The 23,065-nt window shown below is 72.3% G+C and carries 17 protein-coding genes and 1 pseudogene; 14 read left to right on the forward strand and 4 right to left on the reverse strand.

Annotated elements, in window-relative coordinates; genetic code table 11:
* Positions 1–196: 196 nt before the first annotated feature.
* Positions 197–4,036 carry a Pls/PosA family non-ribosomal peptide synthetase gene (locus AB0J87_RS61045; RefSeq protein ID WP_363984747.1) on the forward strand — a complete coding sequence of 1,280 codons (3,840 nt, stop codon included), beginning with the start codon at positions 197–199 and terminating at the stop codon, positions 4,034–4,036.
* Positions 4,033–5,304 carry a M1 family metallopeptidase gene (locus tag AB0J87_RS61050; RefSeq protein ID WP_363984777.1) on the forward strand — a complete coding sequence of 424 codons (1,272 nt, stop codon included), beginning with the start codon at positions 4,033–4,035 and terminating at the stop codon, positions 5,302–5,304. Before AB0J87_RS61045 ends, AB0J87_RS61050 begins: the two co-directional genes overlap by 4 nt.
* 9 nt (positions 5,305–5,313) lie before the next feature.
* On the opposite strand, the gene AB0J87_RS61055 is transcribed toward AB0J87_RS61050, so the two are convergent.
* Positions 5,314–5,949 (reverse strand): pyridoxamine 5'-phosphate oxidase family protein, encoded by a 636-nt coding sequence (locus AB0J87_RS61055; protein WP_363984749.1) that lies wholly within the window; start codon positions 5,947–5,949, stop codon positions 5,314–5,316.
* A gap of 129 nt (positions 5,950–6,078) precedes the next feature.
* Here AB0J87_RS61055 and AB0J87_RS61060 point away from each other — a divergent pair, with 129 nt between their 5' ends.
* A complete protein-coding gene (locus AB0J87_RS61060; protein ID WP_363984751.1) occupies positions 6,079–6,375 on the forward strand; it encodes a DUF3817 domain-containing protein in 297 nt (98 codons plus the stop codon).
* Between the two features lie 477 nt (positions 6,376–6,852).
* Here AB0J87_RS61060 and AB0J87_RS61065 read toward each other — a convergent pair whose 3' ends face one another.
* Positions 6,853–8,655: a cytochrome c oxidase assembly protein gene (locus AB0J87_RS61065; protein ID WP_363984753.1), complete on the reverse strand. Its 1,803-nt coding sequence runs from the start codon at positions 8,653–8,655 to the stop codon at positions 6,853–6,855.
* Between the two features lie 184 nt (positions 8,656–8,839).
* On the opposite strand from AB0J87_RS61065, the gene AB0J87_RS61070 reads away from it, so the two are divergent.
* Positions 8,840–10,801, forward strand: a complete 1,962-nt coding sequence (locus tag AB0J87_RS61070; protein WP_363984755.1) for a beta-N-acetylglucosaminidase domain-containing protein — start codon at positions 8,840–8,842, stop codon at positions 10,799–10,801.
* 12 nt (positions 10,802–10,813) lie between these two features.
* On the opposite strand, the gene AB0J87_RS61075 is transcribed toward AB0J87_RS61070, so the two are convergent.
* The gene (locus AB0J87_RS61075; protein ID WP_363984757.1) at positions 10,814–12,745 is read right to left on the reverse strand and encodes a beta-galactosidase; all 1,932 of its coding nucleotides are present in this window, start codon (positions 12,743–12,745) and stop codon (positions 10,814–10,816) included.
* A 91-nt stretch (positions 12,746–12,836) separates the two neighbouring features.
* On the opposite strand from AB0J87_RS61075, the pseudogene AB0J87_RS61080 reads away from it, so the two are divergent.
* The 10 genes and pseudogenes from AB0J87_RS61080 to AB0J87_RS61125 all read left to right on the forward strand — a co-directional run.
* A pseudogene (locus AB0J87_RS61080) lies at positions 12,837–12,917 on the forward strand (PT domain-containing protein); the annotation flags it as partial.
* A gap of 6 nt (positions 12,918–12,923) precedes the next feature.
* Positions 12,924–13,898: a LacI family DNA-binding transcriptional regulator gene (locus tag AB0J87_RS61085; protein WP_363984779.1), complete on the forward strand. Its 975-nt coding sequence runs from the start codon at positions 12,924–12,926 to the stop codon at positions 13,896–13,898.
* 206 nt (positions 13,899–14,104) lie between these two features.
* Complete coding sequence (locus AB0J87_RS61090; RefSeq protein WP_363984759.1) at positions 14,105–15,427, forward strand: carbohydrate ABC transporter substrate-binding protein; 1,323 nt, start codon at positions 14,105–14,107, stop codon at positions 15,425–15,427.
* A gap of 1 nt (position 15,428) precedes the next feature.
* Positions 15,429–16,322, forward strand: coding sequence for a sugar ABC transporter permease (locus AB0J87_RS61095; RefSeq protein ID WP_363984761.1), 894 nt, complete (start codon positions 15,429–15,431; stop codon positions 16,320–16,322).
* Between the two features lie 11 nt (positions 16,323–16,333).
* Positions 16,334–17,200: a carbohydrate ABC transporter permease gene (locus tag AB0J87_RS61100; RefSeq protein WP_363984763.1), complete on the forward strand. Its 867-nt coding sequence runs from the start codon at positions 16,334–16,336 to the stop codon at positions 17,198–17,200.
* A gap of 29 nt (positions 17,201–17,229) precedes the next feature.
* Positions 17,230–17,409, forward strand: a complete 180-nt coding sequence (locus AB0J87_RS61105) for a hypothetical protein (RefSeq protein ID WP_363984765.1) — start codon at positions 17,230–17,232, stop codon at positions 17,407–17,409.
* 11 nt (positions 17,410–17,420) lie between these two features.
* On the forward strand, positions 17,421–18,818 hold the full coding sequence (locus tag AB0J87_RS61110; protein WP_363984767.1) for an alpha-L-fucosidase: 1,398 nt from the start codon (positions 17,421–17,423) through the stop codon (positions 18,816–18,818).
* A complete protein-coding gene (locus AB0J87_RS61115; protein ID WP_363984769.1) occupies positions 18,815–19,915 on the forward strand; it encodes a hypothetical protein in 1,101 nt (366 codons plus the stop codon). The genes AB0J87_RS61110 and AB0J87_RS61115 overlap by 4 nt, the downstream gene beginning before the upstream one ends.
* Positions 19,912–22,278, forward strand: a complete 2,367-nt coding sequence (locus tag AB0J87_RS61120) for a discoidin domain-containing protein (RefSeq protein WP_363984771.1) — start codon at positions 19,912–19,914, stop codon at positions 22,276–22,278. Before AB0J87_RS61115 ends, AB0J87_RS61120 begins: the two co-directional genes overlap by 4 nt.
* 167 nt (positions 22,279–22,445) lie before the next feature.
* Positions 22,446–22,697, forward strand: a complete 252-nt coding sequence (locus AB0J87_RS61125; protein WP_363984773.1) for a hypothetical protein — start codon at positions 22,446–22,448, stop codon at positions 22,695–22,697.
* Here the strand turns inward: AB0J87_RS61125 and AB0J87_RS61130 are convergent.
* Positions 22,677–23,065 (reverse strand): LLM class flavin-dependent oxidoreductase (locus tag AB0J87_RS61130; protein ID WP_363984775.1); only part of this gene is annotated, 389 nt, incomplete at its 5' end. The genes AB0J87_RS61125 and AB0J87_RS61130 overlap by 21 nt on opposite strands.

The following is a 23,065-nucleotide window of genomic DNA, read 5'->3' on the forward strand; positions in this document are numbered from 1 at the left end:
CGGTCAGCCCACCCTTGCGGCGTTTTTCGCTGGTCATTGCATGACCCGGGGCGAAAGGCGGCGGGCCGTCATCCGAAAAATTTCGATGATTCGGCGGCGCGCCCATCTGAAACTTTCCTCGGCCATCCGGCGGCCCGGTCCGTAACCCGGTGCGCGTACTCTGGCATGTCACCCGTCGTCCATCCAGGGAGCACGCTTGCGCAGCAATCCGGCCGATTTACGCCTGAGGGCGGCGACCGCGGTCTACCCCGCGGGCGTGCTGGCCCCATCGCCCCGTACCCTCATCGACGTCCTCGACGAGACCGCGCGCCGCCACCCGCACGCGCCGGCGATCGACGACGGCACCGTGGTCCTCGACTACCTGTCGCTGCGCGCGGAGGTGGACCGGCTGGTCGCCGGGCTCGCCGAGGCCGGGGTCGGCCGCGGCTCCCGCGTCGGCGTGCGCCTCGCGTCGGGGACCGCCGAGCTGTACGTGTCCATCCTCGCCGTGCTCGCCGCCGGCGCCGCCTACGTGCCCGTCGACGCCGACGACCCGGCCGAGCGCGCGGAGACCGTCTTCGCCGAGGCCGGCGTGGACGCGATCGTCTCCGGGGAGCTCACGGTGACCGGCACCCCGGGCCGGGCGCCCGCGCCGCCGGAGCCCGGCGACGACGCGTGGATCATCTTCACCTCCGGCTCGACCGGCAAGCCGAAGGGCGTTGCGGTGACGCACCGGTCCGCCGCCGCGTTCGTGGACGCGGAAGCGGGGCTGTTCCTGCAGGAGCGGCCGCTCGGCCCCGGTGATCGGGTGCTGGCCGGGCTCTCGGTGGCCTTCGACGCCTCCTGCGAGGAGATGTGGCTGGCGTGGCGGCACGGCGCCTGCCTCGTGCCCGCGCCCAGAGCCCTGGTGCGCACCGGGATGGACCTGGGCCCTTGGCTGGCCGCCCACCGGATCACGGCCGTCTCGACCGTGCCCACGCTGGCCGCGCTCTGGCCGGCCGAGCACCTCGACGGCATCCGGCTGCTCATCTTCGGCGGCGAGGCCTGCCCGCCCGAGCTGGCCGAGCGGCTGGCCGTGCCGGGGCGCGAGGTGTGGAACACGTACGGGCCCACCGAGGCCACCGTGGTGGCCACGGCGGCGCGGCTCACCGGCGAGGGCCCGGTCCGCATCGGCCTGCCCCTCGACGGGTGGGACCTCGCGGTCGTGGACGGCACGGGCGAGCCGGTCGCCATGGGCGAGACCGGCGAGCTGGTGATCGGCGGCGTCGGCCTGGCCCGCTACCTGGACCCTGCCAAGGACGCCGAGAAGTACGCGCCGCTGCCCTCGCTGGGCTGGCAGCGCGCCTACCGCAGCGGCGACCTCGTACGCGCCGAACCCGACGGGCTCATCTTCGCCGGCCGGGCCGACGACCAGGTGAAGCTGGGCGGCCGCCGGATCGAGCTGGGCGAGGTGGACGCGGCGCTGCAGGCGCTGCCCGGGGTCGCGGGCGCGGCCGCCGCCGTCCGCACCGCCGGTGGCGGCCACCAGGTGCTCGTCGGCTACCTCGTCACCGAGCCCGGCTTCGACCTGGCCCAGGCGCGCGAACGGCTCGCGGACACGCTGCCCGCGGCCCTGGTGCCGCGCCTGGCGCCGGTCGACTCGCTGCCCACGAGGACCTCGGGGAAGATCGACCGGGCCGCGCTGCCGTGGCCGCTGACCGAGCCGGCCGCCGCGGAGGTCGCGCTGAGCCCGGCCGAGGCGCGGCTGGCCGGGCACTGGACCGCCGTCCTCGGTGTGCCGCCGAGCGGCCCCGACGCCGACTTCTTCACCGACGGCGGCACCAGCCTGGCCGCGGCCCGGCTGGTGTCGGTCCTGCGCGCCGACCATCCCGACGTGGCCGTGGGCGACGTGTACGCCCAGCCGACGCTCGGCGGGCTGGCCCGGCTGCTGGCCGGCAGGGGCGAGGCCGAGCCGGATCGGCCGCCGGTGACCCCGATGCCCGGGCGGTCCGCGCTGGCCCAGTCCGCGCTCATGGTCGTGCTGCTGAGCGCCGGCGCGGCGCGCTGGATCGTGCTGCTCGCCGCGCTCGGCAACCTGCTCGCGCCGTCGTGGGCTCCCCTGCTGTCGTGGTGGTGGGTGGCGCTGGGCGCGCTGCTGTTCGTCACCCCCGCCGGGCGGATGGGCCTGTCCGCGGGCGTGGCCCGGCTGGTGCTGCGCGGCGTGCGGCCCGGCGCCTATCCGCGCGGCGGCGGCGTGCACCTGCGGGTGTGGTTCGCCGAGCGGTTCGCGGAGCGGCTCGGCGTGCCCGACCTGGCCGGGGCCCCGTACATGGCGTGGTACGCCCGGCTGCTCGGCGCCCAGGTGGGCGCCGACGCCGACCTGCACTCGCCGCCGCCCGTCACGGGGCTGCTCAAGCTCGGCAGAGGTGCCTCGGTCGAGCAGGAGGTCGATCTCAGCGGCTACTGGTACGACGGCGACCTGCTGCGCGTCGGCGAGATCAGGATCGGCGCGGGCGCGACCGTCGGCTCCCGCTCGACGCTGCTGCCCGGCACCAGGATCGGGAAGAACGCCCAGATAGCTCCCGGATCGGCGGTCGCCGGCACCGTGCCGGCGGGCCGGCACTGGGCCGGCGCGCCGGCGTTCCGGCAGGGCAAGTCCCGCCGGTCGCGCCCGGCGGAGCGGCCCGCCCGCTCCCGGTTCTGGGCCGCCGTCTACGGGGTGAGCGCCATGGTGCTCAGCCTGCTCCCCGCCGTCGCGGCCGCGGCCGGGTTCGCGGTCCTGGCCGCGTTCGCCGGGGACGCGCGCACGATCGGCGCGTCCCTGGCCGCCGCCCTGCCGGGCGTGCCGGTCGCGACCCTCGCGGGCATGGCGGCCTTCGCCCTGGTCACGCTGGTCAGCGTGCGACTGCTCGGGCTGGGCCTGCACGCGGGCCGTCACCCGGTGCACAGCCGCCAGGCGTGGCAGGCGTGGGCGACGGGGCGGCTGATGGCCTCGGCTCGGGTCTGGCTGTTCCCCCTGTACGCCAGCGTCCTGACGCCCGTGTGGCTGCGGGCGCTCGGCATGAAGGTGGGCCGCGGCGTCGAGCTGTCCACGGTGCTGGCGCTGCCCACGATGACCTCCGTCGGCGACGGTGCGTTCCTGGCCGACGACACGATGGTGGCCCCGTACGAGCTGGACGGCGGGTGGATGCGCATCGCCTCCGCGCGGATCGGCAAGCGGGCCTTCCTCGGCAACTCGGGGATGACCGCGCCCGGCCGCAAGGTGCCCAAGGACGGCCTGGTCGGCGTGCTGTCGGCGACACCGAAGAAGGCCAGGTCCGGCTCCTCGTACGTGGGCATGCCGCCCATGGAGCTGCGCCGCACCGCCGAGGACGCCGACCGCAGCCGCACCTACGACCCGCCGGCCCGGTACAAGGCGGCCAGGGCGCTGGTCGAGGCGTTCCGCGTGGTGCCGGCGATGTGCGCGGTCGCGCTCGCCGTCCTGGTGGCCGCCGCCTTCGAGTGGCTCGCGGCGAGCTACGGCTTCGCGGTGACGCTCGCGCTGGGCGGCGTGGTGCTGCTGGCCGCGGGTGTGGCCGCCGCCCTGGTCGCGACGGCCGCCAAATGGGCGCTGGTCGGCCGGATCCGGGCGGGCAGCCGGCCGCTGTGGAGTTCGTTCGTGTGGCGTAACGAGCTGGCGGACAACTTCGTGGAGGTGCTGGCGGCGCCCTGGTTCGCGCAGCCGTGGCTGGGGACCGCGCCGCTGAACATGTGGCTGCGTTCACTCGGGGCTCATATCGGGCATGGTGTCACATGTGACACATACTGGCTGCCAGAGGCGGATCTGGTGACATTGGGTGATGGCGCCTGCGTCAACCGGGGCTGCGTCCTGCAGACCCACCTGTTCCACGACCGGGTCATGAACATGGACACGGTGACCCTCGACGCGGGCGCGACGCTGGGCCCGCACGGTGTGGTGCTGCCCGCCGCGCGGGTGGGCGCCGACGCCACGATCGGGCCGGCCTCGCTCGTCATGCGGGGGGAGTCGGTGCCCGGCCGTACGCGCTGGTTCGGCAACCCCATCTCGGCGTGGCGATGACACCGTACTTCCCCGGGCACGGCGACCACCGCTACATGGTGTCGCACTATGACCTGGCGCTGAAGTACCGGTTGGCGAACAACCGGCTCGACGGCACGGCCCGGCTGACGGTGACGGCCGCCGAACCCCTCGGCGTGCTCGACCTGGACCTCGGCCGCTTCCGGGTCGAAGGCGTCACCGTGGACGGCGTTCCCACCCGCCACACGCACGGCCAGGGCAAGCTGCGGGTGACGCTGCCCTGGTCGCTGGCCGCGGGCGCCGTCGCCGGTGTCGAGGTCCGCTACGGGGGCAGGCCGGTGCCGGTGCCGAGCCCGTGGGGCGGGCTGGGCTGGGAGGAGCTGTCCGACGGCGCGCTGGTCGCCGGGCAGCCCATCGGCGCGCCGTCCTGGTTCCCGTGCAACGACCGGCCCGGGGACAAGGCGACGTACCGGATCTCCGTGACGACCGCGTCGCCGTACGTGGTCATCGCGAACGGAGCGCTCACCGACCAGCGCCGCGCGGGCGGGAACACGACCTGGGTCTACGATCAGCCCGAGCCGATGGCGAGCTACCTGGCCAGCGTGCAGATCGGGCGCTACCGGCTCGCGGAGGTCGCGGGCACCCGGGTGGCCCATCCGACGCGCCTGGCCACCCGCGTCCGGCACGACTTCGGGCGGCAGGGCGAGATGATGGCGGTGTTCACCGACCGTTTCGGGCCCTATCCGTTCGGCGGCTACGTCGTCGTCGTGGTCGACGACGAGCTGGACATCCCGGTCGAGGCGCAGGGCATGTCGATCTTCGGCAGGAACCACGTCGACGGGCGGCGCGGGTTCGAGCGGCTGGTGGCGCACGAGCTGGCGCACCAGTGGTTCGGCAACAGCCTCACGCTGTCCCGCTGGAGCGACATCTGGCTGCAGGAGGGGTTCGCCACCTACGCCGAATGGCTCTGGTCGGAGGCCTCGGGCGGGCAGCCCGCCGCCGCCCACGCCCGGCGCTGGCACCAGCGCCTCACCGCCCTCCCGCAGGACTTCATCCTGACCGACCCCGGGGTGGGCACGCTGTTCGACGACCGCGTGTACAAGCGGGGTGCGCTGACCGTGCACGCGCTGCGCCGGGCGCTGGGCGACGAGGTCTTCTTCCCCATGCTGCGCGACTGGACGGCGGGGCGCCGGCACGCGAACGTCACCACCCAGGACTTCGCCGCGCACGTCCAGCGGCACGCCGCCCAGCCGGTGGGGCCGCTGCTGTCGGCCTGGCTCCACGACAAGCCTCTGCCCCCACTCCCCTGACGACGCGCCCTAATACTGGTTCATCCTGGCGTCCATGGCGAGACCCGCGTCGATCACCTTCGCCGGAACTCCCTTGATGCCCATCTGGTCCTTGGCGATCCGTCCGAGCGTCGGCAGGCTCTTGCGGTCCGGCCAGGTCTCGGGCTTCCACAGCGACGAGCGCAGGAACGCCTTCGCGCAGTGCATGTACAGCTCCTCGACGTCGACGAGGACCGCCAGGTGCGGCCGCTTGCCCTGGACCACCAGGTCGTCGAAGAACGGCGCGTCCGACACGAGCGTGGCGCGGCCGTTCACCCGCAGCGTCTCGTTCATCCCCGGCACGATGAACAGCAGCCCGACGTGGGGGTTGTCCAGCACGTTGCGGAAACTGTCGAGCCGGTGGTTGCCGGGGCGGTCGGCGAGCACCAGCCGGTGGTCGTCGAGGACCAGCACCGACCCGGCGGGGTCCCCTCGGGGGGAGACGTCGCAGGTCCCGTCCGAGTTCGAGGTCGCCAGCAGGACGAACGGCGAGTGGGCGATGATCGTGCGCGCGTGCTCGTCGATCCGGGCGATGTCCTTGTCCCAGATGGCCCGCGGCGGCTCTTTCACGATCTCCCGGAGCTCGGCCTCGGTCGTCACCGTACGGATCTCAGAAGGATTTCCCATCATCCAAAGATAAGGTAAGGCTAACCTTCACAACAGGAGATCACGCCATCGAGGTGCGGCAAGACCGATGATCAGGCTGCGCTCTACAACCTGTAGAGTGAGCGCGATAATCGGACGAAAGGGTGGATTGTGCTGCGCTGGTTTCGACTCGTGGCGGTGGCCGAGGCGTGCTCGTGGGCGGGGCTGCTGGTCGGGATGTTCTTCAAGCACGTGACCGAGACCGGCGAGCTCGGCGTGAAGGTGTTCGGGCCGATCCACGGCGCGCTGTTCGTGCTGTACGCGGCCGGGGTGATGCTCTCGGCGCGGGAGGCGGGCTGGAGCCGGGGCACCGTGGTGCTGGGGCTGGCGTGCGCGGTGCCGCCGTTCACCTCGGTGTGGTTCGAGCGGCGGATGGCGGCGCGTACGGCGGCCGGGCAGCTCGCCTGACCCCGACGGCGAGTAGGCCGCGAGCAGCAGCAGGGTGATGCCGTTGGCCTGGGCGGAGATGATCTCGGCCCGTTCGAGGCCATAGGTGAAGCCGTCGCGCGGTGGTCGGGCCGCGATGCGCAGCCCGTCGCCGCCGGGCCGCTGCCGCGCCCGAGCCCGGCATCGCTCTCCCGGCAGCAGAGCCCGGCCGAGCTGCGCGTCGCGGTCGCGACCGGACGGATCGGCCTGGAGTCCCTGCTGTCCCGCAGGGACGCGACCACCATCGGGGCCGACGCCGCGGCACTGCTCCGCGTCCTGCCGGGGCACGCCCCCGACGAGATCACCGAGACCCTGCGGAAGGCGCAGATCGACGGTGGCGCCACCATCGGCGACCTCACCCTGCGCCAGCGCCACCTCCTCCTCACCGCCCTCAGCGACGCGACGCCGAGCCGATGACCCGCAGGAGAGGCGCCCGCACCGCGGCGCCGGGCACGTGCGTCACGGGCTTGGGACGTGCCGCGCCTGCCGTACGGCCAGGAAGGCGAGCGGGAGCAGCGGGACGAGCAGGTGGACGGCCCCGGCCAGCTGCTGGTCGGTGAGGAGGTCCGGCCCGTCGTCGGGGCCCACCAGGTAGAACCAGTCGGCCGCGACCGGCGGGCCGAGCAGCAGGAGCGCCCCCACGGCGAGCTGCACTAGCAGCACGCCGCCCAGCAGCCCGGCACGCAGCGGCCGGGAGACGGGGCGCGGCATCGGGTCCACGCCGGCCAGCACCCAGAAGACCGGCAGCCCGCCGCCCAGGAACAGGGCCATGGTGAGCAGGTGGGCGGCGTGACCGGCCAGCGACCAGACCAGCCAGCCGGTGCGGTACAGCAGCGGGAACGCCACCATGTACGCCGCCGGCAGCAGGGCGATGAAGGTCAACCTGCGCTTCCGGAGCCGGGCGCCGAGGTCGCCGTACTGGGAGGACTCCGTGGTGGCCCGGGCGGCGAGGGTGAGCGGGGCCCCGAGGCAGAGCAGGAGCGGAGCCACGACGGCCAGCACGACGTGCTGCAGGGCCTGGACCGAAAGCATCGCCCGCGCGTAACCGCCGATCCCGGAGAGCAGGACCAGCGCCAGGAGCGCCAGGCCGGCGTACCAGGCGAGCGTGCGGCCGAGCGGCCAGTCCCCCACGCGGTGCACGCCGACCAGGTATCCGACGGCGGGCAGGGCCAGGCAGAGCAGGATCAGCGTGTCCGGGCGGAGCTCGGTGAGCAGCGCGCCGGGCGTGAAGGGCGGCAGGTCGTACTCCAGCAGGCGCTCATGCGCGTCGCCGGCGCCCGGCGGCGGGGGCGGCGGAGGGGTGCGGGACAGGCCGACGGCCAGGCCCATGGCCGCCATCATCACGATCATCTCGCCCGCCGCCAGCCGGACGAAGACGTGGCGCGCGCTCCGGTCGGCGACGTGCGCGACCGTACGGCTCCGGTGGGTCCAGCCGAACAGGCCGAGCAGCGCGAGCGCGGCTGTCTTGGCCAGCAGGAACTGCCCGTACTCGGTCTGCCAGAGGTCGGACACGACGCTCAGCCGCACCCACGCCCCCACCACCCCGGAGACGGCCACCGCCGCGAAACAGCACAAGGCGATCGTGCTGAACCGGGACAACACGGCCCGCAGGTCGCCGGAGCGGCGGAAGTGGATGAGGACGGCGCCCAGGCCGCCGACCCACAACGACACGGCGATCAGGTGAGCCGTCAGCGCGGAGACCGCGACGTCGTGGTCGGCGGCCGAGGCGGCGTGCCCGACGTAGGCGGGGGGCAGCAGCCCGAACGCGGCGACCGCCGGCGCGACCCACCCGGGCAGGCGCGGCAGCCGCGTGGCCAGGACGACCATGGTGATCGCGCCCAGCACCGGCAGCAGAGCCCGCGCCTGCGGGATGGTCAGGCCGTAGCGCAGCAGGCCGGGATCGGCGATCAGGTCCGTGACGGGCAGCGGCAGCACGTACGACATGGTCAGCGGGTAGCTCAGGGCGGCGGTGACCGCCCACCCCAGCGCCCACCACCGGGCCGCCCGCAGGCAGGCCACCTTCTCGGGCGAGCCGGCCGGCGCGAGGACGACGGCGGCCAGCAACGTTCCCAGGGTGGCCACCGCGCACAGGTCGTAGCCGAGCCTGACCAGCGGCAGGGCCCACTCGGTGACCGGGCCGGCGGTGGGCAGACCGGCGATCACCGGCTCCGCCTCAACACCCCCGAACCGCAGGGCCGCGACCAGCACCACGGCCCCCGCCGCCACCACCGAACCGGCGTAGATCCGCGTCGCTGCCCTCATATTCATCGGATACGCGGAGGGGTGCGGGCCGGTTCATTGGCAGGGTTTGCCGGACATGTGCTGCATTGCAACTCTTGACAGTAAAGATGCCGATATTAGGGTGATGATCAGGTTGCCGGTCTAGACCGCGCAGAGAAAGGCGCGCCCCCCGAGCCCTCATGGGTATAGACCAGTGGAGACTTCCTTGAGAAGACGCAAGATCACCCCTGCGGCGTGCCTCGCGCTGGCCGCGACCCTGTGTGCGGGGGCGCTCCTGCCCGTCCCCGCGGCCCATGCCGCTCCCGTCCCGCCCTTGCCCTCGGTGTCGCCCACCCCGCAGTCGCTGACCGGCGCCGGTGCCGCCGCCGTCGTCACCGGCCGGGTGCTCGTGGTCGCCGACGGCCAGACCGACCCCGCCGCCCGCGACCGCCTCGTACGGGAGCTCAAGGCGCACGGCGCCGGCCGGGTGGACACGGTCGCCCCCGACAAGATCCCCGCGGGCACGTCCGGCCTGCTCAAGGTCCGCCTCGGCCCCGCGGCCCGCCCGGACATCGCGCAGGCGCTCGGCCGCACGGTCGTCCCCGGCCAGGCCGAGGGGTACGCGTTGCGGGTCTCGGGCGGCACGCCGCGCCAGATCGCGCTCGGCGGCAAGGACGCCGCGGGCCAGTTCTACGCCGTGCAGACGCTGCGCCAGCTGTTCGTCCCGTCCAGCGGCGGCTGGCAGGTGGCGGGGGTCCAGGTCAGCGACTTCCCATCCATGCCGCTGCGCGGCACCATCGAAGGCTTCTACGGCGCGCCGTGGACCCACGCCGAACGCCTCGACCAGATGGACTTCTACGGCGACGTCAAGGCCAACACCTACATCTACGCCCCCAAGGACGATCCCTACCACCGCGACAAGTGGCGCGACCCCTACCCGGCGGACAAGCTCGCCGAGCTGGGCGAGCTGGTGGCCCGGGCCGGCGCCAACCACGTCCGCTTCACCTTCGCGCTCTCCCCCGGCGTGTCGATCTGCTACTCCGACCGCGCGGACCGCGACATCCTCAAGCGGAAGCTGCAGGCGCTCTACGACCTGGGCGCCAGGGCGTTCTCCATCCCGCTGGACGACATCAGCTACACCCGCTGGAACTGCACGGCGGACGAGACGGCGTACGGCGCCGCCGGACGCACCGCCGCTGCCAAGGCCCAGGTCGACCTGCTCAACGACCTGCAGCGCGACTTCATCGCCACCCACGACGGCGCCCAGCCGCTGCAGATGGTGCCCACCGAGTACGGCGACCTGACCGACACCACGTACAAGCAGACCATCCGGGCCTCCCTCGATCCCGCGGTCGAGGTGATGTGGACCGGCACCGACACCGTGCCGCCGGAGATCACCAACGCGCAGGCCGAGAAGGCGGCGCAGCTGTTCGGGCGCAAGGTCTTCGTCTGGGACAACTACCCGGTCAACGACTACGGCAACACCAGCGGCCGGCTGCTGCTGGCGCCCTACGACAAGCGTGAGGGCGGCCTGGCCGCGCACCTGTCCGGCATCGTGGCCAACCCGATGAACCAGCCGTACGCGAGCAAGGTCGCGGTCTTCGGCGCCGCGGACTTCACCTGGAACGACAAGGCGTACGACGCGAGGAGGAGCTGGCCGCGCGCGATGGCCTACCTCGCCGGCGGCGACCAGGCGGCCACCGCGGCCCTGCTGGTCTTCGGCGACCTGGAGCACATGGCCCCGACCTTCGGCGGCACCCCCTGGCAGACCCAGGCGCCCGAGCTCGCCGCGCGGGTGGCCGCGTTCTGGCAGGCGTGGGACGCCGGGCGGCGCACCCAGGCGATCACCACGCTGCGGCCGTACGCGAAGGCCATCGCCACGGCGCCGGCCACCATCCGCGGCGGAGCGGTGCAGAAGGGCTTCGCCGACGACGCCGCGTCCTGGCTGGACGCCACCGAGCTGTGGGGCCGGGCGATGGTGGACCTGCTCGACGCGCTCCAGGCCCGGGAGTCCGGGGACGAGGCCAAGGCGGCCGCGTTGCTCGCCGGGTCGCGCGACCTGCAGCGGCAGGCCCGCGCCGTCCGGGTCAGCCCGCCGCGCAACCGCTGGGGCGCGGCCCAGCCGCAGGTCGGCGACGGGGTGCTCGACGTCTTCCTGGCCGCGGCCGACGCCCGGCTCCAGCGGTGAGGGGCCGGCGGGTCAGCCGAACTCCTCGACGTACTCCTCCGGCGGGCCCAGCTCGGGGCGGTCGCGCAGCTCCAGGGTCGCGCCGAGCCGTTCGAGCTCGAGGACCGTCACGGTGTTGCGGCCCTCGCGGAGCAGCGGCGCCGGGCAGTACAGCGTGACCTGCGGCCCGATGTCCCAGTAGCGGCCGAGCAGGAACCCGTTGACCCAGACGAGGCCCTGCCGGGATCCCGGCAGGGCGAGGAAGGTGTCCGCGGGCGTCTCGACGTCCACCGTCGCGACGGCGAAACCGGCCGTCCCGGACCCGCGACCGGCGTGCTCGGCCTGCCCGGGCCCGGGACCCGCGTGCCCGGGCGCCGGGCCCGCGTGCTCGGCCTGCTCGCCCGTACCGGCGTCGAGCGCGCGGGTCAGCTCGGCGGTGGACCACTCCTGCAGGGCGATCGGCGTGCTGTCCCAGCCCTGCACGATCCGCCGGTCTACGAGGACCGGGCCGATCAGGCCCTTGTGCCGGCCGATGCCGGGCCCGTAGTTCACCCGGCCGAGGCTCTCGACCAGGACCTCCAGGTGGACGGCGGCGCCGGTGCCGCGGACCGGCAGCTCCCGCTGGTCGGGGCCGGCGACGCCGAGGAAGGCGCCGTCGGCGAAGACCAGGGCCCGGTCGCGTACGTCGGTGAGGACGAGCCGGTGCTCGCCCGCCGGGATCCGCGGCCGCGCGCTGTGCAGGACCATGCCCGCGTCCAGCCCGAGCCGCTCGAACGGGGCCGGGCGCGGCCCGGTCGAGGTGGACGCCGGCACGGCACGCAGACCTGCCAGCAGGCCCGCGCGGTGGACGAGCGGGACGGACGCCGGCGGCAGCGTCGGCGTCCGCGCGGGCATCCGCACGGGCCCGCGCGCGCCGAGCGCCTCCCGCACGGCGAAGAACTTGGCGGTCAGCGTGCCGTCCTCGGCGACCGGCGCGTCGGAGTCGTAGCTGGTCACGGTGGGCTGCAAGCGGCCCTCCTGCTCGTTGGCGCCCGCCCAGAGCCCGAAGTTGGTCCCGCCGTGCGCCATGTAGATGCTCACGCTGCCGCCGTCGGCGACGATCTGCTTGAGCGCGTCCACGACGCCGCCGGGGTCGCGGACGTGGTGGCGCTCGCCCCAGTGGTCGAACCAGCCGTTCCAGAACTCGGCGACGACGAACGGCTCCTCCGGCCGCCGCGCCGCGAGCAGTCGCCGGGCGGCGTCGGGCTTGGAGCCCAGGGTGGCGGCCGCCAGGGTTCCCGGCAGGGTGCCGCCGTCCAGCATCAGCTCGGTGGGCCCGTCGGCGGTGAACAGCAGCTCCCCGATGCCGCGCTCGATCAGGGCCGCGCGGTTCCAGCGCAGGTACGCCTGGTCGTCGCCGAAGCTGCCGAACTCGTTCTCCACCTGCACCGCCACGACCGGCCCGCCCTCGGCGGCCTGGAGCGCGGCGATGCGCGGGACCAGCTCGTCGAACCAGCGGCCGACCGCCGAGGTGAACGCGGGGTCGGAGCTGCGGATCGCGACGTCGCGGCCGGTGAGCCAGCTCGGCAGGCCGCCGTTCGACCACTCCGCGCAGATGTACGGGCCGGGCCGGACGACGACGTCGAGCCCCTCCTCCCCCACCGTGCGGATGAACCGCTCGACATCCCGCCAGCCGTCGAAGCGCGGCGCCTCGTCCTCGCGCGGCTGGTGGAAGTTCCACGCCACGTACGTGTCCACCGTGTTGAGCCCGAGATCGGCGAGCCGGCGAATGCGGTCGCGCCAGAGGTCGGGGTGGACGCGGAAGTAGTGCAGCCCCCCGGACAGGATGCGATGGGGGACGCCATGCCGGTACAGGCGGCGCCCGCGCCAGGTGAGCGCGGTCCCAGCGGCCGGGCTCGTGGTCGGGGTCGGGGGCGTGGTCGTCGTCGGGGCCGGCGAGAGGTCCGGCGCGGGCAGCTCGATCACGGTGGGAGAGCCTATGTTATCGATGCCATACGTAACAAGGGCGGTAGGATCAGCTGACGACGTCGCGGGCAGGCCGCAAGAGGGGAGCGCCATGACGAAGGCCACCGAGCAGGCCACCGGGCAACCCACTGGGCAACCCACTGGGCAACCCACGGGGCGGCCCACGAGGCAGCCGAGCATGGCTGACGTGGCCAGAGCCGCCGGGGTGTCGGCGCAGACCGTCTCGCGCGCGCTGCGCGACTCGCCGAACGTCAACCCGGAGACCAGGAAGCGCGTGATCGCCGCCGTGGAGCGGCTCGGCTACCGCTTCAACAACGCCGCCCGGGTGCTCTCCTCCGGACGCAGCCACACCGTCGGGCTCGTGCTGCTGCAGTCCGGCGGCTACTACTCGCGCTCGGCGGTGACCGCCGGCGTCGAGGCGGCCGCGGGCGCGGCGGGCTACGCGGTGAGCATCGCGACCATCGCCAGGCTCGACACCGGCCTGATGGAGCGGTCCCTGTCCAAGCTCGCCGACCAGGGGGTGGACGGCATCGTGATCGCCGTGCCGCTCATCTCGGTGACGCAGAAGATGGAGGACATCACCCGCGACATCCCCACCGTCACGCTTGACGGCTCCCGCACCGCGAGCGCCCGGGTGCTCGGGATCGACCAGAAGGAGGCGGGCCGCGTCGCCACGCAGCACCTGCTCGACCTCGGGCACCGCCAGGTGTGGCACGTGTCGGGCCCCGACGAGTGGATCGAGGCGCGCCAGCGGCGGCAGGGCTGGCAGGAGTGCCTGGCCGCGGCCGGGATCCAGGCGCCGCCCCCGCTGGAGGGCGACTGGTCGCCCGACTCGGGATACCGGCAGGGGCAGGTCCTCGCGATGATCCCGGACGTGACAGCGGTCTTCGCCGCCAGCGACGAGATGGCCTTCGGGGTGATCCGCGCGCTGCGCGAGCACGGCCGGTCGGTGCCCGCCGACGTGTCCATCGTGAGCGTCGACGACATCGCCCTGGCGGCCTACTGCCACCCGCCGCTGACGACCGTGCGGCAGGACTTCTACCGCTCCGGCGCGGCGGCCGTGGCCCTGCTGCTGGCCGGCGAGGCCGCCGACGCCCTCGCCACCGCGTCGCTGTCGGTGCGCGACTCGACGGCGCCGCCGCGTCACCACTGACTCATGTCGCGCTTGTCCGCAAAGTGCCTCTTGCGCCTTCATGTTATCGATGCCACTGTAACAACGTCCGGACCCAGCCGAGAGATCCAGATCCCCGGCCGGCGGCGCGGCGCCCCGTCGTCGTGACCTCCGGCGCGGCCGGACCCCGGACTCGTTCCTCCGCCTCACCCAGGTGGGCAGTCGTCCACGGGAAGGACCCCAGAACCATGAGGAGATCACTCGTCCTCGCGAGCGCCGCGATCTCGGCGCTCGGACTGCTCACCGGCTGCTCGGCCGACGGGGACGGCTCGGGCTCCGGCAAGACGGCCCTGAGCGTCGCCGCCCTCGAAGGCGGTTACGGCCGGGACATGTACGCCCAGGTCATCCAGGCGTACAAGGCCTCCCACCCCGGCGTCGACGTGCGGTTACAGATCTCGAAGAGCATCGAGGACGAGATCACGCCGAACATGAAGGCCGGGCGCTTCCCGGACGTCGTGGTGCTCGGCCAGGGCCGCAAGGCCGCGCTCACCGAGACGCTCATCAAGGACAAGGCCCTCGAGGACCTGACGCCCGTGCTGAAGGCGAAGGTCCCCGGCGAGGACAAGACCGTGGGCGACAAGCTCATCGGGGGCATCGTCGGCAACCTCAACACCAACCCGTACGGCACCGGCCAGACGTACACGATGCCGATGTACTACGCGCCGAGCGGGCTCTTCTACAACAAGGGACTGTTCGCCCAGAAGGGCTGGAAGGTCCCGGCCACCTGGGACGAGATGTTCGCGCTGGGTGAGAAGGCCAAGCAGGAGAAGATCTCGCTGTTCACGTACCCGACCGCCGGGTACCTCGACGCGTACTTCTTCGCGCTGCTCGCCGACGTCGGCGGGGAGCAGTTCTACACCGACGTCATGACGTACAAGCAGGGCGTGTGGCAGACGCCGCAGGCCCGGCAGGCGCTCGACCTCACCACCCGGCTGCTGAAGTACGCCGCGCCGACCACGGTCGGGTACGCCAACGAGCAGGACTTCACCAAGAACCAGCAGTCGATCCTCGACAACAAGACCCTGTTCATGCCGAACGGAACCTGGGTCGTCGGCGAGATGAAGGACGCCCCACGCGCCGCCGGCTTCCAGTGGGGCCTGACGCCGCTGCCGCCGGTCACCGTGGGCGGCAAGCGCTTCGTCACGACGTCGGTGGAGTCGGTCTGGGTCCCCGCCGCCGCCAAGAACAAGGACGCGGCGAAGGAGTTCGTCGCCTACCTGTACTCCGACGAGGCGGCGAAGATCTTCGCCAGGTCGAACGCGATCCAGCCGATCAAGGGCATCGCGAGCAGCCTGTCCGGGGAGAGCGCCGAGTTCTACAAGGTCTACGAGGAGACGACGGTCGAGGCGCTCGTCGGCGGGTTCGCGAGCACCGCGCCCGTCGAGGGCGTCGACATCAAGGCCGCCCTCTTCGACACCGCCAACAGCATCATCAGCGGCGACAAGACCGAGGACCAGTGGCAGGCCGCGCTCAACGACGCCAGCGAGAAACTGCGCCAGGCAGGTGGGTGAGGTGACCACGCGGCGGCGCGGCGACGGCCTCTTCGTGCTCGCCTGCCTCCTGCCCGCGCTCGTGCTCTTCGCGGTGTTCATGATCGTCCCGACCCTGAACGTGTTCCGGATGTCCCTCTTCACCTGGAGCGGGTTCTCCCCGGACATGCGCTTCGTCGGATTGGGCAACTTCGCCCGGCTGCTCGAGGACGCGCAGTTCGTCCGCGCGTTCCAGAACACCGTCGCGCTCCTGGTCGTCGTGACCGTCGTGACGATGGGCACGGGCCTGTTCCTCGCGGCGATCATGACCCGGCAACGGCTGCGGGGCCGGACGGTGTACCGGTTCGTCCTGTACGTGCCGAGCGTGCTGTCCGTGGTCGTGATCGCGGCGATCTTCTCCGCGATCTTCGACCAGAAGAACGGCCTGCTCAACGGCACCCTGCGGCTGCTGTCGCTCGACGGCCTGCAGCAGATCTGGCTCGGCGACCAGCAACTCGTCATCTGGTCCGTCGCGATCGCGATGGTCTGGCAGTCGCTCGGCTACTACATGGTCCTCTACATGTCCGGCATGGCGAGCATCCCGGAGGAGATCTACGAGGCCTCCGCGCTCGACGGCGCGTCCGCGGGGCGGCAGTTCTTCGCCATCACGCTGCCGCTCATCTGGCAGAACCTCCGCACGACGCTGACGTTCTTCGTCATGAGCGCGGTCAATCTCAGCTTCGTCCTGGTCCGCGCGATGACCGGCGGCGGGCCTGACGGCTCCTCCGAGGTCCTGCTGAGCTACATGTACAAGCAGGCGTACACGAACTCGTCGTACGGCTACGGCATGGCCATCGGCGTCGTCGTCTTCGCCTTCTCGTTCCTCGTGTCGCTGCTGGTCAGCCGGGCGACGCGGCGCGAGCCCCTCCAGTTCTGAGGACCGCCACCATGACCACGATCAAGCGCGCCGGAAGGCCGCTGACCTACGTGCTCGTCACCGCGATCGCCCTGGCCATCGCGGTGCCGGTCGGCTGGGTGCTGCTCGCCTCGCTCAAGGAGAAGGGCGAGTTCTACGGCAGCCCCTGGACGCTCCCGGAAGGCCTGCACGTCCGGAACTACGCCGACGCGTTCGTCACCGCGCGCATGGGTCGGTACTTCTTCACCTCGGTGCTGGTCACGGTGCTCGGGCTGGTGTTCGTCGTGGCCGTCTCCGTCCCGGCGGCCTACGTCATCGCCCGGTACGAGTTCCGCGGCCGCGGCCTCGTCGAGGTCGCGATGCTGGCCGGGCTGTTCGTGAACGTCAACTACATCGTCGTGCCGATCTTCCTCATGCTCGTCGGCTGGGACCGCGCGCTCGCCGACGTGTTCCCCGACGGCTTCTTCATCGACAACCCCGGGGTCCTCTCGCTCGTCTACGCGGCCACGTCGATCCCGTTCACCATCTACCTGCTCACCGCGTACTTCCGGTCGATCCCGGCCGACTACGAGGAGGCCGCGGCCCTGGACGGGGCCTCCCGCTTCCAGGTCATGGTCAGGGTGATGCTGCCGATGGCGCGGCCGGCGCTCACCACCGTGATCCTGTTCAACTTCCTGGCCTACTGGAACGACTTCATCATCGCGCTCACCCTGCTGCCCGGCGAGGGCAAGACGCTGCAGGTGGGCCTGCTCAACCTGATGACCGCGCAGAAGGCGGCGGCCGACTACGGGCGGCTGTACGCCGGCATGGTCATCGTGATCGTCCCCGTCCTCATCTTCTACGCGCTGATCCAGCGCCGGCTGATCGAAGGCATGGCATCCGGCGGTGTGAAGGGCTGACCGGCCCGTTTCCCAGAGAGGAAACCGTGATGAAGGATTCGACGCGCAGCGTGCTGCTCGTCACCGCTCGCACGCTCGTCGCGGCCGTCTGCGTCGCCGTCGTCGCCGCCGCCCGTACGACGGCCGGGTGGGGCAGCCTCGCGATCATGCTCGCGGCACTCGTGGGGCTGCTGGCCGTGCTGGCCTCGTACAACCGGCGGTTCCGATGATTCTTCGGACATTGGCGGCGGTACGGCCGAGCGAGCGCCAGCTCGCGTGGCAGGCGATGGAGTTCTACGGGTTCATCCACTTCGGCATGAACACGATGACGGACCGGGAGTGGGGCGAGGGGCACGACGACCCGGCCGCCTTCGACCCGGAAGGGCTCGACGCCGACCAGTGGGTCAGGGCGCTCAAGGCCGCCGGGATGACCGGCGTGATCCTCACCTGCAAGCACCACGACGGCTTCTGCCTGTGGCCGAGCGACGTCACCGCGTACTCGGTCGCCGCGTCGCCCTGGCGCGGCGGCCGCGGCGACGTGGTCGCGGAGGTCTCGGAGGCGGCGCGGCGGCACGGCCTGCGGTTCGGGATCTACCTGTCGCCCTGGGACCGCACCGAGGCCTCCTACGGCAGCGGGAGCGCGTACGACGACTTCTACGTCGCCCAGCTCACCGAGCTGCTCACCCGCTACGGGCCGGTGTTCACGGTGTGGCTGGACGGCGCGAACGGCGAGGGCCCGAACGGCAGGCGCCAGGTGTACGACTGGGAGCGGTACTACGCGGTGGTCCGCGAGCTGCAGCCGGACGCGGTCATCAGCGTGTGCGGCCCCGACGTCCGCTGGTGCGGCAACGAGGCCGGCAGCACCCGACCCGACGAGTGGAGCGTCGTCCCGCGGGCCCTGCTGGACGCCGAGCGGATCGCGGACCGCTCGCAGCAGGCGGACGACGGCACGTTCGCCGGGCTGGTCCGCAGCGACGACCTCGACCTCGGCAGCCGCGCCGCCCTGGCGGGGCGCGAGGACGACCTGGTCTGGTACCCGGCGGAGGTGAACACCTCGATCCGGCCCGGATGGTTCCACCACCCGGCCGAGGACGCCCTGGTCCGACCCGCGGACGAGCTGTTCGCCATCTACCTGCGTGCCGTCGGCGGCAACTCCTGCTTCCTGCTCAACGTCCCGCCCGCCCGTGACGGGCTGCTGCGGGACGCCGACGTGGCGGTGCTGGAGCAGCTCGGGCGGCGCGTCGAGGACTTCCGGGCGCGGCGCCTGGAGGCGACCGTGACGGTGTCGTCCGGTACGGCGGGCGACGTCGCGACCGCGTGGCCCGGCGGGGGCCGTACGCCGTGGCGGCCGGACGACGCCGACCCCCAGCCCGGCGTGCGGCTCGTGTTCGCGCGACCCCGACGGGTCGAGGCGGTCGTGGTGGGCGAGGACATCGCGCACGGGCAGCGCATCGAGCACGTCGTGGTCCGGGGCCGCCGGGGCGGCCGGTGGACGACGCTCGCGGAGGCGAACGCGGTGGGTTACCAGCGCATCCTGACGTTCACGCCGGCCGAGGTGGACGCCGTGCTGGTCGAGGTGCCGCAGGCGCGGGACACCCCCGTCGTCGCCCACGTGACCGCGATCGGAGCAGCATCATGAAAGCCGTCCTCGTGAAGAAGGCCACAGGAAAGGGCGCCGTTCGTAGCCGGTCACCCCGCGCCGCCGTCCTCATCGCCGCCGTGGTGGCCGCACTCGCCGCGCTGGTGCTCGGCGGCGTGGCGCTCGCCCAGCGTACGGACGAGGTCGCCTCCCTCGACGGGCACGCCGTCACCCGCGACGAGCTGCTCTTCCACATGCGCCGCCTGACGCCTCAGGTGGAGAACGAGCTACGCAACCGGTACCGGCTCCAGGGCGCGATCGACTGGAACGCGAAGGCCGGCGACAGGACCGCGCTCGAGCGGCTCGCGGCCCGCGCGCTGGACGAGATCCGGCGGGACAAGACGGCGCTCGTCCTGGCAAAGGAGCAGCACCTGATCGGCTCCGTCGACCACGCGGACTTCCTCGCCGAGCTGGCCGCCGAGAACGAGCGGCGCGCCGACGCCATCGCCAGGGGCCAGGTGGTCTACGGCCTGGCGGAGTTCTCCCCCGAGGAGTACTACTCGCACCGGCTCACCGGGCTCACGACGGGCCTGAAGCAGCGGCTCAGCGCGAACGGCCCGCTCCGGGTGACCGACGCCGAGGTCCGGCGGGCATTCGACGCCGACCGGGACTCCTGGAGCGCCAACGCGACCACGTACACGTACGCGACGCTCGTGGTGCCGGTGCCCGACGGCGCCCCTGCCGACCACACGGCCGACCACACGGCCGGCTACGCGGCCGGGCTCCAGCGGCGGGTGGCCGCCGCCGGCCGGCTGGCGGAGCTCGCGGACCGCGAGCCCGGCGCCAGGCTCACGACCGCCACGCAGCAGGGCGGCGGCTCGGCCGCCCACGACCAGGAGCTCATGGCCGTGCTGGGCAAGCTCGCGCCGGGCCAGATCTCCGGCCCGGTCCCGGGCACCGGCCAGATCACGTACTACCAGCTCAACGGCAAGACCGTCGACGAGGACGCGGCGTTCGCCGAGTACTCGCGGCGGATCCGGCAGTCGCTCATCGAGGAGAAGTTCGACCGGTTCCTCCAGCGCCGGGTGGCCAGCAGCGTCTTCAAGGTCGACACGGCGGCGGTGGACGCCATCAACGCAGAGGATGTTCAACAGTGAAACCTGTCGGTACCGCACCCCCCGCCGCATTACCCGCGCCCGCCCGCCGGCGGCCCGTGGCCCGGGCGCTCCGCGTGGGCCTCACCGCCCTGCTCGCCGCGCTGCTCGCAGGGTCGCTCGCGCCCGCCGCGAGCGCCGCCGCAGCCGCCGCCGCAACCCCGGACCGCTCCCCCGCCGCCAAGAAGGCGGACTTCCCGGGCAACACGCCGAACCCGACGGGCGGCAAGGACTACTTCATCGACGCCACGACCGGTCGCGACAGCGCGGCCGGGACCTCGCCGCAGACCGCCTGGCGCACCCTGGCCAAGGCGAACGCGACGACGTTCAAGCCCGGCGACCGGATCCTGCTCAAGGCCGGCGAGCAGTGGAACAACGAGCAGCTGTGGCCGAAGGGCTCGGGCAGCGCGGGCAAGCCGATCGCCATCTCGGCCTACGGCGACTCGAAGGCCCGCCGGCCGTACATCGCGACGAACGGCCGGGTGCCGAGCCCCTTCAGGGCGGACGGCACGAAGAACCCCGACACGGTCGGCCGGACCGGCGCCATCGTGCTGCGCAACCAGCAGTACTTCGAGATCGACAATGTCGAGCTGTCCAACGACGACAACTTCGCCGCCGACATCACCACGGGGACCTACGTCCGCGACGGCATCATGGTCTCCATCAACGCCGATCTGCTGGCGGCCGGCGCGGACAGCGTCATGGACCACTTCCGCATCTCCAACGTGTACGTCCACGACCTCGACGGCCCGAGCACCTGGCAGAAGATCCACTACGGCGGCGTCAACTTCCAGGTCTTCGGCGGCAAGAGCTACAAGTCGTACGGCACCGGCGGCTACTACTTCAAGGACGTCCGGATCGAGAACAACACCTTCGTGAAGGTCGAGCTGCACGCCGTGCAGTTCTCGTTCAACTGGTTCGCCGCCGACGGAGCCGACGCCGGCCAGTACGACGAGAGCGGGAAGTTCCACGAGGGCTGGGAGCAGCTCTGGGTGCGGACCCGCGACCTGTACAGCCGTGACGTCTACATCGGCCACAACTACGCGGAGAGCGTCGGCCAGGGCGCGTTCCAGTTCGCCAACGCCAAGAACATGACGGTCGAGTACAACGAGGTCAACGGCTTCCTCAAGCGCTACGACGCGGTGTCCTGCGGGCTCTACCTGTGGGCGGGGGCCGACTCGGTCATGCAGTTCAACGAGGTCTACGGCGGCCCGGACAACGAGTACGACGGCACCCCGTGGGACCTGGAGTACACGAACTTCAACGTCACCTATCAGTTCAACTACTCGCACGACAACGCCGCGGGCTGGATGGCGTACATGGGCAACAGCTCCAACTCGGTCGCCCGCTACAACCTGAGCGTCAACGACAACGGCGTGCTGGTGAAGAACATGTTGTCGACGAACTACTCGCCGACCTACTTCACGAACAACACCTTCGTGTACGACGGCGCGGACCTCGACTACATGCACGACGAGACGTTCCTGAGCAGGGTCTACTTCCTCAACAACATCTTCTACAACACCTCCGCGACGAGGCCGACGCCCTGGTACCGCCGCAGCGGCGCGCTGCGCCAGGCGGTGTTCGCCAACAACGACTACTACGAGGCCGGCGGCACCCACTCCACCCAGGAACCGGCCGACCGGGCCGGCCTGCGCGCCGACCCGAGGTTCGTCGGCGATCCGGCGAAGTACGTCACCGGAGCGGGCGTGGACCGGATCCGGACGGCCGCCGCGCACTTCAAGCTCCGCGACGACTCCCCGCTCATCGACGCCGGCCGCTACAACCCCCACCTGGGCACCGAGGACTTCCTGGGCACCCACATCTACTACGGCGACGCGCCGGACATCGGCATGGCGGAGAGCCCGATCGGCGTGAAGGTCACCAACCCGGTCGACGACGACCCCATCGAGAACGAGCCCGGCGACGGCCGGGTCAACCTCGCCCTCGGCAAACTGGTCACCGCCAGCTCGACCCACCCCGGCCAGAACGGCACGCTCGTCGCCGGCAACCTGACCGACGGCAACCCGGCGACCCGCTGGGCGGCGGCCGACGACGCCGCCTACCCGATCACGCTCGACATCGACTTCGGCACGGCCACCACCTTCGACGAGGTCTACCTGGACGAGTACACCGACTCGGGCACCAACCCGCGGGTCCAGACGTTCGACCTGCGGCGGTGGGACGCCGGGACCGGCGCCTGGGTGACGTTCGCCAGTCGCGCCGACGGCATCGGGCACGACCGGTCCGTGACCGGCTTCGGCAGCGTCACGACCTCCCGGCTCCGGGTGTCGCTCACCGGGAAGGTGCCGAGTGAGGTGTACACCCCGACGATGACCGAGATCGCCGTCTATCGCGCCGCCTAGCGATACGGGCGGGTGGCTGCCACGGCCGCCACCCGCCCGCCGTTCACGGGAATGTCCTCCCTGACATAAGCCACAAACCCGGATACCTTGCCTGACCTGCAGCAACACTCCGAACAACCACCGACAACCGAGCATCAAACCCGGCAGACCACAACACCGGGAGCACCATGAGAACTGGAACGAGAGCAGCCCTCGCCGTCATCACCGGCGCCCTCACCACGACCGCCACGTTCCTCATCACCGCCGCCCTGAGCCCCGTCCCGACCCCTGCCCAGCCCGGCCTCCAGCCGCCCCGGCCCCACTGCGCCGGCCGCCACGGCACCTGGCACGCCACCAAACGGACGTGCCGCCGCGACCCCGTCGGCCGGTCCCGTGAGCTCAGCCCGGCCCGGCCGGGGTCAGCCGCGCAGCAGCGGTAGGAGCCGGTCGCCCTGGCGTCTGATCTCCGGCAGGTAGGGGGTGTCGGAGAGGACGAAGTGGGTGATGCCGAGGGCCTGGTAGTCGCGCAAGGATTTCGCCACGTCCTCGGCCGAGCCGACCAGCCAGGTGGTGCCCGCGCCGCTGCCCCCGTACCTGCCGGGGGCGGTGTAGAGGTTGCCGTCGAGCACCTCTCCCCGCGCGGCCAGGTCGAGCAGCCGCCGCTGGCCGACGGCGGCGTGCCGGTTCGGGTCGCGCTTGATGGCGCCTTTCGACATCTCCTCGACCTTGGCCTCGGCGTCGGCCCAGGCCTGTTCGGTGGTGTCGCGCACCAGCGTGGTGATGCGCAGCCCGAACTCCAGTGGAGGGT

The organism is Nonomuraea sp. NPDC049625 (assembly GCF_040675285.1).
GTDB classification, from domain to species: Bacteria; Actinomycetota; Actinomycetes; order Streptosporangiales; family Streptosporangiaceae; genus Nonomuraea; species Nonomuraea angiospora_A.